This is a genomic window from Aeromonas sp. s2 (assembly GCF_040907935.1).
GTDB lineage: Bacteria > Pseudomonadota > Gammaproteobacteria > Enterobacterales > Aeromonadaceae > Aeromonas > Aeromonas dhakensis.
This window is the reverse complement of record NZ_JBFOCR010000020.1, coordinates 335,535-348,732: the sequence shown is the minus strand read 5'-3', so window position 1 is coordinate 348,732 and position 13,198 is coordinate 335,535. Positions and strand designations below refer to the sequence as shown.

Below are 13,198 nucleotides of genomic sequence, written 5' to 3'. Positions count from 1 at the left end.
TTTGTGGCGGGCAACGGCGTGGCCAGCACTGGCGCGCTGGGCAGCCTGACCATCACCGAAGGCGGCGCCTGGACCTACAACGTCGACAACAGCAAGGTGCAGTACCTGGGTGAAGGTGAGACCAAGGTCGAGACCTTTGTGGTCGAGTCCGTCGATGGCACCACCCATACCGTCACCATCACCATCACTGGCGTCAACGATGCCGCCGTGGTGGCGGGGGATGACCTGGGGGCGGTGACCGAAGATCTGAACGTGGTCGGCGGCAAGCTGAGCGACAGCGGCGTGCTGACCATCAGCGATGCGGACCAGAGCCAGGCCAAGTTCGTGGCCGGCAACGGCACCCCGAGCGCGGGTGCACTGGGCAGCCTGACCATCACCGAAGGCGGTACCTGGAGCTACAACGTTGACAACAGCAAGGTGCAGTATCTGGGCCAAGGTGAGACCCGTATTGAAACCTTCACCGTCAAGAGTGTGGATGGCACCAGCCATACCGTCTCGGTCACCATCACCGGCACCAACGACGCACCGACCCTGAGTATCGACAAGGGGGCCGTGGTCTCCGAAGAGGGGCTGGCCGGCGGCATTGCCGACACGGCAGGCAGCAGTGATACCACCGACAGCGTGGCCGCCAGCGGCAAGATCACGGTTGGCGACGTCGATAGTCAGGATACCCTCACCATCAGTCTGAGCGGGCCGGCTGGCCTGACGGCTGGCGGTGCCGCGGTGCAGTGGGGCTGGAATGCCGCCACCAAGGTGTTGACCGGTTATACCGGCACTCCGGGCGGCGCCGATTACAAGGCGGTCATGGATGTGAAACTGACCGCGCCTGCCGGCAACGGCAAGGGCGACTGGAGCTATGACGTGACGCTCAAGGCCCCGCTGGATCATCCGGTCAAGGGCAGTGAAGACGTACTCAACTTCCAGATCGGTGTGACCGTATCGGATGGCAAGACCACCACCACCGGCAGCCTGCCCATTTCGGTCGAGGACGACTCACCGGTGGCTGGCGACATGGCGGCCGTCTCTGTCATCAAGACCAACATCCCGGATACCCTGACCGGCCTGTTTGATCTGACCAAGTACAGTGGCAGCAACCAGACGACCCTGAACGTGAGCGGCTTCAGCATCACGGCGCTGGGCTTTACCTCGTCGACCAACTCGGCCCTGACGACGGCCAATGTCAACGGTTCCAGCGCCGGCCTGGGGGTTTCCAGCGTTGGTTCACCGAACCACAACCTCGCCAACGAGGTGGACTTCCGCCACTTCGCAGACGGCACTTCGGCATCCGAGCAGCTGATCATCAAGCTGGATGCGGGCAAGGTGGCCTATGGCGCCAACATCAAGTTCAGCCAGATGTTCGGTGGTGAGCTGGAGAGCGGGGTGGTCGAGTTCTACCGCGGCGGCGTGCTGATCGGTACCCAGACCTTCAGCTCCAACGCGGCGGGTGGCGACTATGCCGGCAATTTCCAGGTGCAGCAGGGTGGCTTCGATACCATGGTCATCAAGGCCACCAACAATGGTAACGGCCTCTACGCCGACAACAGCGACTTCACCGTGAAGAGCATCGAGTTCCTCGGGGCGACTACGGCACCGGCCATCGCCTACGGTTCCGGCACGATTACCCCGCAGTGGGGCGCCGACGGCAAGGGCTACATGCAGCTGGTCGGTTCTACCGAGACCGGGCTGACCACGGCGACCGGCAAACTGATCACCACCTCGATGGAATCGGCCAATACCCTGATCGGCACGGCCAGCGATGGCACCCTGGTGTTCCGTCTGGAATTTACCCCGGCCACCGGCAAGTGGGAGTTCTTCCAGTATCAGAACATGTCCAAGCCGCTGGGCGATGGCGACATCGACTTCCAGATCAAGGTGGTGGATGGCGACGGCGACTACAGCCTGGGCTCTTTCGCAACCAAACCGCTGTTTACGCCCATCGTGCAGTCGGTCTCCAGCGAGAGCGCGACCGAGGGTGGCAACCTGCTGCACACGGTAACGCTGTCGGATGCGACCCAGGAAGCGACCCAGTATGACTTCAACATCAAGGGCAGCGGCGCCAATCCGGCCTCCAGCCTTGATTGGGGCACCGCCCAGTTCAGCAACGGGGTGACCTACAACAGCACTACCGGCAAGATCACCGTGCCGGCCGGGGTGTCGGGCTTTACCGTGACCATCCCGACGGTGGACGATCGTCTGGTCGAGGCGAATGAAACCCTGACCGTGACCGTTGGCGGCCAGAACGGCACCGGTACCATCATCGACAACGATCGTGCGCCGGTGACCACGGGTGGCTACAGTGCCGGCAAGGAAGATACGCCGCTGGTGCTGAAGTGGGCCCAGTTTGGTGCCAGCGATGATCAGGCGGCCTCCGACCTGAGCGTGCAGATCAATACCCTGCCGCTGAACGGCAAGCTGGAGTACCTGAACGCAGCCGGCCAGTGGATTGCGGTGAAGGTGGGGGATCTGGTCTCCTACGCCGATATCGACAGCGGTCACCTGCGCTTCGTGCCGGGCCTCAACGAGTCGAGCACCAATGCCAGCAACGGCAATGGCGTCGTGACCGGCAACCTGCAGGGCGACTACGCCAGCTTTGGTTACCAGATCAGCGACGGCGCCAACCTGAGCAACAGCGGCAAGCTGGTGATCGATATCGCGGCGGTGGCGGACAAGCCGGTGGTCGACATCAGCCTGACCGGCAACGGTGTACCGCTCTATAGCCAGTACCCGTCGTCCGGCATCTCCACCGGGGCGTTCCAGAGCGGCAACTTCAACAAGGGCAGCTTTGGCATCACCAGCAGCTTTACCGACAGCACCACCACTCAAGACAGCGTGGTGGGTACCAGCGGCAACGACTACATCGTCAGCGTCAAGGGCGGCGGCGATTACTTCGTCGGCGGTGCGGGCAATGATGTGCTGGTCGGTGGTAACTCCACCTCAGGTGACACCCTCGATGGCGGTACCGGCAACGACATTCTGGTAGCCGGGCTGGGTGGCGACACCCTGTATGGCGGCGCCGGTACTGACCTGGCCGTGCTGATGGGCTCGCGTGCTAACTATGTCATCGAGCGCAGAAGTGACGGCGGTTTCAACTTCCTGGTCAAGGAGAACGGCGTCACCATCAGCAAGTCGCTCTACGACATCGAGCTGGTGCAGTTTGATGACGGCATCTACCAGTTCAACCAGACCGACGGCACCCTGACGGCGGTACCGCCCAGCTTGGTGGATTATCCGCTCGAGATCAGCGCCTCCCTGACCGACCGGGATGGCAGCGAGCAGTTCGACAGCCTGGTGCTGACCGGCATGCCGACGGGGTCGACGCTGTATCAGGGCTCTACCGTGCTTGGCACAGTGGGGGCCGATGGCAAGCTGACGCTGACCGGTCTGTGGAACCAGAGCGCGCTGGACGTCAAACTGACCGGTCTGACTCTGCGGGTTCCGGGCAGCAGTGCCGGCCAGTTCGACCTCAAGGTCGAAGCCATCGCCAAGGAAGTGGCGACCGATCAGACCAGCAGCGCATCGGATCAGGATTCGATCCGCATGAGCTACTTCCTCTCTACCGAAGGGGAGCCGGGCGATCAGAACCGTACCTACGGCAGCGAACACAATATCGTGGTCGGGGATCTGGATGGCAGCGTGGTGCTGCCGGGCCAGAACTATAACATCGCCTTCATGGTCGACAGCTCGGGCAGTATCGGTACCAGTGCCATGAACACCATCAAGAGCCAGCTGGCCCAGGTGTTTGCAACCCTCAAGACCAGTGCCGGTACTGAGGGGGCGGGCAAGGTCAACATCTTCCTGGTGGACTTCGACAGTCAGGCCAACAAGTCCATCAGCGTGGACTTGAAGGATCCCAATGTCCTGACCAAGTTACAGGCCGTGCTCGACAGCATGGACGGCAGTTACTGGAATGGTGGGGCGACCAACTACGAGGATGCGCTCAAGACCACCTCCAACTGGTTCAACAGCGACACCGCCAAGAACAATGCCAATGCGAAGAACTTGGCGTACTTCATTACCGATGGGGCACCAAACACCTATTACGACTATGAAGATACCAACCCGATCGTGAATACGAGGACCAACGAGCGTCTCGATTCGTTTGTCAACGTCAACAACTATGTGCCGGGTGAAGCCTTCTACGCCAACATCGGCGGCACCAACCGGGTTCTGATCGACGCGAACGGCAATGTTCAGAAGTGGTCGCAGGGCAATAACAACAAGTGGAGCTCGACCACCATCGGGACCTTGAAGGCACAGGGGGATGGTACCTTCGAGATCTCCACCTCCTATGACAGCAACTACTGGGCATTGCAAAACGCGCTGGCTGTGCTGCCGCTTCTGCTGGCCAATAACGTGACGCTGGAAGCGATCGGCATCGGCAGCAACGTCTCCATCGATACCTTGAAGCTGTTCGACAGTGATCAGATTGTGCAGTCCAACGTGTCAGCCAACGATCTGGCCAACGCCATCCTGGGTACCTCGGTGAACAACCTGCCGGGCAGCGACCGGATCGACGGCGGTGCTGGTGACGACATCCTGTTCGGTGATGCCATCCACTTTGCCGGCATCAACGGTGAAGGCTACGCAGCCATCAAGCAGTATGTGGCCGGCAAGCTGAGCGCAGGCTCGGTGACCGATGCCCAGGTCCATGACTACATCACGGACCATGCCAGCGAATTTGATCAGTCCTCCAGCAACGACAAGGCAGACGTGCTGATCGGCGGGGATGGCAACGACATCCTGTTCGGTCAGGGTGGCGATGACTTCCTGTTCGGCGGGGCCGGCAACGACATCCTGTTCGGTGGTGCCGGCAACGACACCCTGTACGGCGAGAGCGGCAACGATACCCTGTACGGTGGCAGCGGCAACGATACCCTGTTTGGCGGCATCGGCGACGATACCCTGAGCGGTGGTCTGGGCAACGACATCCTGGTCGGCGGGCTTGGCAATGACATCCTCAAGGGGGATGGCGGCGCCGATACCTTCACCTGGCTGCAGGGCGATACTGCTGCGGGCAGCGTGGCCAAGGACTACGTGGTCGACTTCTCCAAGGCGGAGGGTGACAAGCTGGATCTGAGCGACCTGCTGGATCACGACGGTTCTCGCAACCAGAACGATCTGAAGAGCCTGCTCTCTGTCTTCCAGGACAGTGAAGGGGTGCATCTGCAGGTCAAGGAGAGCAGCGCCGCCCCCGTGACCCAGGAGATAGTGCTGATGAACCACACGTTCGACAGCCTCACCGGCAGTGCAGCGGCCACCTCGTCCCAGGTGATCGATTACATGCTCAACAACAACATGCTGGATATCGACAAGTAATCCGGTCGACCCCAGGCAAAAAGCGGCAGAGCAATCTGCCGCTTTTTTTATGGATGGCGCTACCGGGCTGGCTCGATGCTTACCCCCAAAGGGGGGTGAATGTGCGCCAGGAGCGGGAATTTAGGTGAATGACTACTGACAGGCTTGAAGAGAGCATGGGCGCGAGCGGGGTCTCGCTTTTTTTAATCAAGTTCAGCCATCATCTGGCCGACATAGGATAAGAATACGGGTCGTGTTGGGATTCTGACCCTTCTATACTATGGCGAGACTCGGGCAACGGACGTAAGGGCTTTATATGGCGAGCATATTGGATTCGGTGGATCAGCGTACCCAGTTGGTAGGGGAGAACCGCCTGGAGCTGTTGATGTTCCGTTTGGGATCCCAGCAGCTGTTTGCGATCAACGTGTTCAAAGTACGGGAAGTAGTCAAGCTGCCTCACCTCAACAAGATGCCCGGTGCACACCACAACATCAGCGGGGTGGCCAACATCCGCGGCACCTCCATTCCGGTGATCAACCTGCGCAGCGCCATCGGCATGCGCCCCATGCCCATCGATGCCGAGTCCAACCTCATCATCACCGAGTATAACCGCACCATTCAGGGCTTTCTGGTCGGCCAGGTGGCCAACATCGTCAACATGACCTGGAAGGACATACTGCCGCCACCGCGTTCGGCCGGGCGGGCGAACTACCTGACCGCCATCACCCGCATCCCGGAGGACGGTGTCGATCAGATCGTTGAGATCATCGACGTGGAGAAGGTGCTGGCCGAGATCATCACCTACGACATCCGCATCTCGGAAGAGGTACTGGATCGGGATATCCTGCCGGAAATGCATGGCCGCAAGGTGCTGATCGTCGACGACTCCAGCACGGCCCGCAACCTGGTGCGCGAGACCCTCGGCCAGCTGGGGCTGGAGGTGATCGAATGCCAGGATGGGCTGCAGGCGCTCAACCTGCTCAAGGGGTGGTGCGATGCGGGCAAGAAGGTGACCGACGAGATCCTGCTGATGATCACCGATGCCGAGATGCCGGAGATGGACGGCTACCGGCTGACCCACGAAATTCGCAGCGATGCTCGCATGTCCGATCTCTTCATCACCCTCAATACCTCTTTGAGCGGCAACTTCAATGAGGCCATGGTCAAGAAGGTGGGCTGCGATCGCTTCATCTCCAAGTTCCAGCCAGACTTGCTGGTTGGCGTGGCTCAGGAGCGGCTGCGCCAGATCCTGGAGCGCTGATTCAGGAGCAATAAAAAATCCCGCCAAGGCGGGATTTTTTATTGGGCCGTTCGAGCTGGATGGCGGACGAGGCGCCATGGCGGGCTCATTGGGTCAGCAGCGGCTCGATGAAGCTGGCCACCCGGTCGCGGATCTGCGGCTGAGCGGCGGCGGTGGGGTGGATGCCATCGTTCATCATGAGTTCAGGGCGCAGCGCAATATCATCCATGAAGAAGGGCATCAGCGGCAGCTGATTGGCGCTGGCCAGTTCCGGGAAGATCTGCTCGAACTGGCGCAGGTAGCGGGCGCCGTAGTTGCGGGGCAGCTGGATCTGGGTCAGTACAGTGTTGATCTGCTGCGCCTTGGTCAGGGCCACCATCTTGGCCAGGTTGTCCCGGGTGATGGTCGGTGCAAACCCGCGTAGCCCATCGTTGCCACCCAGCTCGATCAGCACCCAGTCCGGTTGATGTTCCTTGAGCAGGGCGGGTAATCTGGCCAGCGCACCTTGCGTAGTTTCACCACTGATGCTGGCATTGATAAGCTGATGTTTACCCCCCTGCTGCTGCCATTTCTGATTGAGCAGGGCAGGCCAGCTCTGCTCCGCCGGCATCTGATAACCCGCACTCAGGCTGTCGCCCAGCACCAGCAGGGTCTGGGCCTGCACCGATGACACCAGGCAGCACAAGGCAAACAGGAAACGCGTCATGAATTCAACTCCCATTATCAACGTCAAAGGCCTGGGCAAGACAGTGCGCCTGGGCCAGGAAAGCCTCACCATCCTTGAAGGGATCGACCTGCAAGTCAATAGCGGCGAAACGGTGGCGCTGGTCGGTGCCTCCGGCTCCGGCAAGTCCACCCTGCTGGGGCTACTGGCCGGGCTCGATCTGCCGAGCCAGGGGAATATCGAGATCCTCGGCCAGTCGCTGCTGCAGCTGGACGAGGAGGGGCGTGCCCGGCTGCGGGCCGAGCAGGTGGGGTTCATCTTCCAGTCCTTCCTGCTGCTGCCCACCCTGAGCGCGCTGGAGAACGTCATGCTGCCCGCCGAGCTGCGCGGCGAGACCCGCTGCGAGCCGCGGGCCCGCGAGTTGCTGGCGGCGGTCGGCCTCAGTGAACGGCTGCACCATCTGCCACCGCGTCTCTCCGGCGGCGAGCAGCAGCGTGTGGCCATCGCCCGCGCCTTCATGACGAGGCCCAGCCTGCTGCTGGCCGACGAGCCCACCGGCAACCTCGACAGCAAGACCGGGGAGCGGGTGATCGAACTGCTGTTCGAGCTCAACCGCGAACACGGCACCACACTCGTGGTGGTGACCCATGATCACGACCTTGCCCGGCGTTGCCAGCGGCAGCTGGTGATGGCGGCGGGGCGACTGGAGGCGGCTGCGTCAGCATCCGAAGACGCCTCTGCAGCAAGAGTCAGGGAGCTGTGATGAGTCAGTGGCGACTGGGATTGCGCCTGTTGCGGCGCGAAGGATTCAGCGGCGAACTGCGCTGGTTCGTGCTGGCGCTGGCGCTGAGCGTGGCCTGTGTGCTGAGCGTGGCCCTGGTGGCGGATCGGCTGGATGCCGGGCTCAAAGCCTCGGGACGGGACTTTATCGGTGCCGACCGGGCGCTGCGCTCGGCCACGCCGGCGCCGGCCGTCTGGCTCGAACAGGCGGCCAAAATGGGTCTGGCGGTGCAGACCACGGTCAGCTTCAACAGCATGCTGTTTCATGGGGATGCTCTGCAGCTGGCCTCTATCCGCGCCGTGCCTGAGGATTTCCCCTTCTACGGCAAGCTGGAGTTGACCCCCCAGCGAGCCCCGGCGCCCGGCGAGATCTGGCTCTCCGCCCGGGTGATGCAACTGCTGGCGGCCAAGTTGGGGGATGAGCTGGAAGTGGGCAATACGGTGCTCAAGGTGGCGGGAGTGCTGGGTCAGGAGCCGGATCAGGGCTTCAGCCCCTTCCTGCTGGCGCCGAGGGCGTTGATCCACAGCGCCGATGTGGAGGCGACCGGCGCCCTGCTGCCGGGCAGCCGCCAGCAGTGGCGCTACCTGTTCAAGGGCACCCGCGAGCAGGTGGCCGAGTATGAACGCTGGCTCAAGCCCAGACTCAAGGCGGGGCAGAAGCTGATCAAGCCGGATGACCAGGGCTCCCAGGTGGGCCGCTCGCTGGCCAATGCCGAGCGCTTCTTCCGGCTCGCCTCCCTGGCCGGAGTGCTGCTGGGGGCGCTGGCCATGGGCATCGCGGTCCGTCACTTCGCCGAGCGCCAGACCAACATGGTGGCGCTGCTCAAGACGCTCGGCGCGTCGCGGCGCACGCTCTGGCAACTGATGGGCACCCTGCTGCTGTCGCTGACCCTGGCGGGCGCCCTGCTCGGTCTGGTGGCGGGCAGCGCCATGCAGTGGCTGACCCTGCATCTGCTGGGCAACCTGCTGCCGGCCGATCTGCCGCCGCCGTCGTGGCGCCCCTTTGCGCTGGGGCTGGCAGTGGCCTTCTTCATCACCCTGCTGCTGGCCTTCGTGCCCTTCCTGCGCCTGCTCAAGGTGCCGCCGCTGAGGGTGCTGCGCCGCGAGCTGGAGGCGGGGATCCCGCCCTGGCTGGCGCTGCCGGTGGCGCTGCTCGGCCTGTTTGGGCTGGTGTGGGGCTTCACCGCCGACGCGACCCTGGCGTTGGGGCTGATCGGCGGCATGGGTCTGTTGATGGGGCTGCTGGCGGTGATCGCCTCCCTGCTGTTGCGACTGGGGCGCCGGGTACAGGGCCCTCACGCGCTGCGGCTGGCCATCAGCCACCTCTCCCGCGAGCGGGGCAGTGGTCTGTTCCAGCTGGCGGGCTTTGCGCTGGCACTCATGCTGTTCGGTCTGCTTTGGGCGGCGCGGGTCGACCTGCTCGGCGAGTTTTCGGCCCGGCTGCCGGCTGATGCCCCCAACCGCTTCCTGGTCAACGTGGCGGACGGGGAGCGGGAGGGGATCCTGGCCGATCTGCGCCAGGCGGGGGCCGTGACTTCGGACTTCTACCCCATGGTCCGTGGCCGGCTGGTCAGCATCGCCAGCGAGGCGGTGCGCGACACGGATGAAGATGGCCGCGAAGGGGTCAATCGCGAGCTCAACTTCACCACCACCGCCACCCTGCCGCCGGACAATACCCTGACCGCAGGACGCTGGCTGGATGGCCCCGGCCAGGTATCGGTGGACAAGGATCTGGCCAAGCGGCTAGACATCGCGCTCGGCGACACCCTGGGCTTTACCATCGAGGGGCGCAGCTTCAAGGCGAAGGTGACCAGCCTGCGGGCCATCAAGTGGGACAACATGCGCCCCAACTTCTACATGATCTTCTCGCCGGACGTGCTGGCCCCCTTCTCCCAGACCTGGCTCGGCAGCTATCGTCTGCCGGAGCAGGGCCGGGTGGCCGAAGTGGAGCTGATCCGCCGGCATCCCACGGTGAGCCTGATCGATGTGGACGATTTGATCGTGCGGCTGACGGCGGTGTCGGATCAGGTGAGCCGGGCGCTGGGGCTGATGCTGGGGCTGGTGACGGTGGCGGCGCTGCTGGTGCTGCTGACCCAGACCCAGGCCAGCATGGCCCACCGGCGCCGGGAGCTGCTGCTGATGCGCACCCTGGGGGCCGGCAGCGAGCTGCTCAGGAAGATGCTGCGCTGGGAGCTGGTTGCCAGCGGCCTGCTGGCGGGGCTGTGCGCCGCCATGGTGGTCGAGCTCTGCTCCCTCGGCCTGCAGTGGTGGTGGTTCGAGGGACAGTGGCAGTTCCACTGGGCTATCTGGGCCGGTCTGCCGCTGCTGGGGGCCGTGCTGGTGACACTGGCTGAGCAGGGCATGCAGCGCCAGCTGCTGGCGGGCACCCTGAGCGATCGGCTGCGTGGGTTGGGGCAGGGCCTGCTCTGAGCACCAGATCCTGCGCGGATGCCGCGAGGCACAACAACAATCAGCCCGGCCAATGGCCGGGCTGATTGTTATCCGGTTGGCTGAAGAGCCCGGTCAGCGGGCAGTAGTGCTGAGCAGATTGGCAAGAGCCTGGGGCAGTTCCGGGTAGGTGAAGTGGAAGCCGGCCTGCTGCAGGCGGGTCGGCAGCACCCTCTGGCCGGTGAGCAGCAGATCGGCCGCCTCGCCCATCAGCAGCTGCAACAGGGGGGCCGGCACGAAGAAGAGGTGCGGCCGGTGCAGGGTGCCGGCCAGAGTCTGGCTGAACTCGCGGTTGCTGACCGGCTGCGGCGCCGTGCCGTTGAAGAGGCCGTCGCACTCCTCGTGATCCAGCAGGAACAGGATGGCGCGCACCAGATCCTGAATGTGGATCCAGCTCATGATCTGGTTTCCCGTGCCCATGGGGCCGCCGAGGCCGAGGCGATAGGGAGGCAGCATCCTGGGCAGGGCGCCGCCGTCGGTGCCGAGCACCAGCCCGATGCGCACGATGCAGACCCGGGTATGCTTGCTGCGGGCCTCGCGGGCCAGGGTTTCCCACTGCTGGCAGAGCTGATGGGTGAATTCGTCGTGAGGGGTCTGGCACTGCTCGTCCAGCGGCGCATCGCCCTGGCGGCCATACCAGCCGATGGCGGAGGCGTTGATCAGCACCCTGGGCGGGGTGTCGGAGAGCTTGATGAGATCGACCAGCTGCTCGGTCAGCAGCCAGCGGCTGTCGCAGAGTTGCTGCTTGCGCCGCTCGCTCCAGCGGCCGGCGGCGATGGGCTCTCCCGCCAGATTGATGACCGCATCCACGTCGTTGAGGTTGTCGAGCCGGTCCAGGGTGTCGATCAGCTTGACGTCGTGGCCGAGCAGATCGTAGGCGCGGCTGCCCTGGCGGGTCAGCACCAGCACCTCGTGCGCCACCTTGAGGTGGGCCACCAGGCGGCGACCTATAAAGCCCGTCCCGCCCGTGATCAATATTTTCATATCCAGACTCCCTGACGCTGTTGGCTCTACTCTAGTGGGCCTGCGCAAGATGAACAAGCAACTGTTTTTGCAAAGATTATAATCGTCACTGCAGACGTGGGCGGCGCTCACCCAGGGTGTAAGCTGTCATGTCGCCTGCCCTGACGGGGCGCCTTGCCCTGTTGTCCAATGCATCAGAAGATGCTTGTCAGGAAAGGGGATAGGAGTAGACTCGTCCGCCTTTTCACCGTTGCTGCGAGGGGGAGTATGCCGTTTCGTCGTTTGAGGTTGCGCCAGTTTTATACCCGGCTGGGGGCGGCACTGCTGACCGGCCTGCTGCCCCTGCTGCTCGGCGTGCTGATCGTCTCCTGGCAGACCTTTGCCGGCATGAAACAGGATGCCGAAGAGCGCCTGCTCCATGCTCGCAACATGCTGGAGCGCACCCTGGATCACGCTCACCAGGCGGCTGCCATGGTGCAGGGCAGCGTGGGGCGTCCCTGCGAGGAGGTGGTGCAGGGGCTGCGGGATCAGGTGGCCACCATACCGGACGTGCGCACCGTCAACCTGGCCAGGGGGGAAGTGGTTTACTGCACCTCGCTCTATGGCTCCTATCATGGCCCCTTCAAGCTGGCCGACTACGCCAACGGCCAGCTGGATCTGATGCGGGGCAACCCGGTGACCCCGGATCGGCCTCTGGTGGTCTATCGCCAGCCGGTGGGGGAGTACAGCGTGCTGGTCGGGGTCGACGGTTACTATCTGCACAACATCCTCGACATGCTCAGCCGCAACTCGCCGCTGACCCTGGTGATCGGGGCGCAGAGCATGCTGGCCAACGGCCAGATCCATGACGAGGTGCCGCCCGTGGTGCTGGGCTCGCTGGAGCAGGTCTCCGGCAAGTACCCGTTTCGGGTCGTCACCGAGCTCTCCTATGACGAGTACGGCAGCCACATCTGGACCTACTCCCGCGCCAGCCTCATCATCTATCCCCTGCTGGGGCTGGTGGTGGGCTGTCTGGTCTACTGGCTGACCGGCCGCTCGACCTCTCCCTCCCAGGAGCTACGACGGGCGCTGGATCAGCGGGAGTTCATCCCCTACCTGCAACCCGTGGTGACCGGTGACGACGCCCACTGGAGCGGCTGCGAGGTGCTGATGCGCTGGCAGCATCCGCGTCAGGGGCTCATCTCGCCGGATCGCTTCATCCCGCTGGCGGAAGACAGCGGCCTCATCGTGCCCATGACCCGCCTGCTGATGGAGCAGGTGCGCGAACAGTTCGCAGGCCGAGTGCACAGCCTGCCCAGAGGGTTCCACTTCGGCTTCAACATCAGCGCCAGTCACTGCAAGGATCTGAGCCTGGTGGAGGATTGTCGCCAGTTCATCAATGCGTTTCGGGAGAACCCCGTCAAGCTGGTGCTGGAGCTGACCGAGCGGGAGCTGATCGTGGCGGACGAGACGACCGACCGGCTGTTTGCCGAGCTGCATCAGCTGGGCGTCTTCATCGCCATCGACGACTTCGGCACCGGCCACTCCAGCCTCACCTACCTGCAGCAGTTTCAGGTGGACTTTCTCAAGATTGATCAGAGCTTCGTCGGCATGATCGGCTCGGATGCCCTCTCCAGCCATATCGTCGAGAACGTCATCGATCTGGCGACCCGGCTCGGCCTGCAACTGGTGGCCGAAGGGGTGGAGAACGAGGTGCAGGCCGCCTATCTGCGGGCGCGTCAGGTGACCTTCCTGCAGGGTTATCTCTTTGGCCGGCCGATGCCGATGAAGGAGTTTGCCGCCCTGCTGGCGAAGGCCTGAGCCAGCCC

Annotated in this window: 7 protein-coding genes; 5 read left to right on the top strand and 2 right to left on the bottom strand. The window is 63.4% G+C overall.

What is annotated here, in order from left to right; all coding sequences use genetic code 11:
* Nucleotides 1–18: 18 nt before the first annotated feature.
* Nucleotides 19–5,316, top strand: coding sequence for a VCBS domain-containing protein (locus AB5Y81_RS17365; protein ID WP_368146742.1), 5,298 nt, complete (start codon nt 19–21; stop codon nt 5,314–5,316).
* Nucleotides 5,317–5,611: 295 nt separating this feature from the next.
* Entirely contained in the window at nt 5,612–6,556 is a 945-nt protein-coding gene (locus AB5Y81_RS17360; RefSeq protein ID WP_005297781.1) for a chemotaxis protein CheV, read from the top strand.
* Between the two features lie 85 nt (nt 6,557–6,641).
* Here the strand turns inward: AB5Y81_RS17360 and AB5Y81_RS17355 are convergent, their stop codons facing one another.
* Nucleotides 6,642–7,241 carry an arylesterase gene (locus AB5Y81_RS17355; RefSeq protein ID WP_126881207.1) on the bottom strand — a complete coding sequence of 200 codons (600 nt, stop codon included), beginning with the start codon at nt 7,239–7,241 and terminating at the stop codon, nt 6,642–6,644.
* Here AB5Y81_RS17355 and AB5Y81_RS17350 point away from each other — a divergent pair.
* On the top strand, nt 7,240–7,962 hold the full coding sequence (locus AB5Y81_RS17350) for an ABC transporter ATP-binding protein (protein ID WP_279485324.1): 723 nt from the start codon (nt 7,240–7,242) through the stop codon (nt 7,960–7,962). The two genes, AB5Y81_RS17355 and AB5Y81_RS17350, sit on opposite strands and share 2 nt — an antisense overlap.
* Nucleotides 7,962–10,409, top strand: coding sequence for an ABC transporter permease (locus tag AB5Y81_RS17345; RefSeq protein ID WP_279485325.1), 2,448 nt, complete (start codon nt 7,962–7,964; stop codon nt 10,407–10,409). The genes AB5Y81_RS17350 and AB5Y81_RS17345 overlap by 1 nt, the downstream gene beginning before the upstream one ends.
* A gap of 93 nt (nt 10,410–10,502) precedes the next feature.
* Here the strand turns inward: AB5Y81_RS17345 and AB5Y81_RS17340 are convergent, their stop codons facing one another.
* Nucleotides 10,503–11,411, bottom strand: a complete 909-nt coding sequence (locus AB5Y81_RS17340) for a TIGR01777 family oxidoreductase (protein ID WP_017785966.1) — start codon at nt 11,409–11,411, stop codon at nt 10,503–10,505.
* Nucleotides 11,412–11,657: 246 nt separating this feature from the next.
* Here AB5Y81_RS17340 and AB5Y81_RS17335 point away from each other — a divergent pair, with 246 nt between their 5' ends.
* Nucleotides 11,658–13,190, top strand: a complete 1,533-nt coding sequence (locus AB5Y81_RS17335) for a cyclic diguanylate phosphodiesterase (RefSeq protein WP_279485326.1) — start codon at nt 11,658–11,660, stop codon at nt 13,188–13,190.
* Nucleotides 13,191–13,198: the final 8 nt, after the last annotated feature.

Excerpts from the sequence above, each read along its gene's own strand:
- AB5Y81_RS17350 (WP_279485324.1), top strand. The coding sequence starts at position 7,240 with ATGAATTCAACTCCCATTATCAACGTCAAAGGCCTGGGCAAGACAGTG.
- AB5Y81_RS17345 (WP_279485325.1), top strand. The coding sequence starts at position 7,962 with ATGAGTCAGTGGCGACTGGGATTGCGCCTGTTGCGGCGCGAAGGATTC.
- AB5Y81_RS17355 (WP_126881207.1), bottom strand. The coding sequence starts at position 7,241 with ATGACGCGTTTCCTGTTTGCCTTGTGCTGCCTGGTGTCATCGGTGCAG.
- AB5Y81_RS17360 (WP_005297781.1), top strand. The coding sequence starts at position 5,612 with ATGGCGAGCATATTGGATTCGGTGGATCAGCGTACCCAGTTGGTAGGG.
- AB5Y81_RS17335 (WP_279485326.1), top strand. The coding sequence starts at position 11,658 with ATGCCGTTTCGTCGTTTGAGGTTGCGCCAGTTTTATACCCGGCTGGGG.
- AB5Y81_RS17340 (WP_017785966.1), bottom strand. The coding sequence starts at position 11,411 with ATGAAAATATTGATCACGGGCGGGACGGGCTTTATAGGTCGCCGCCTG.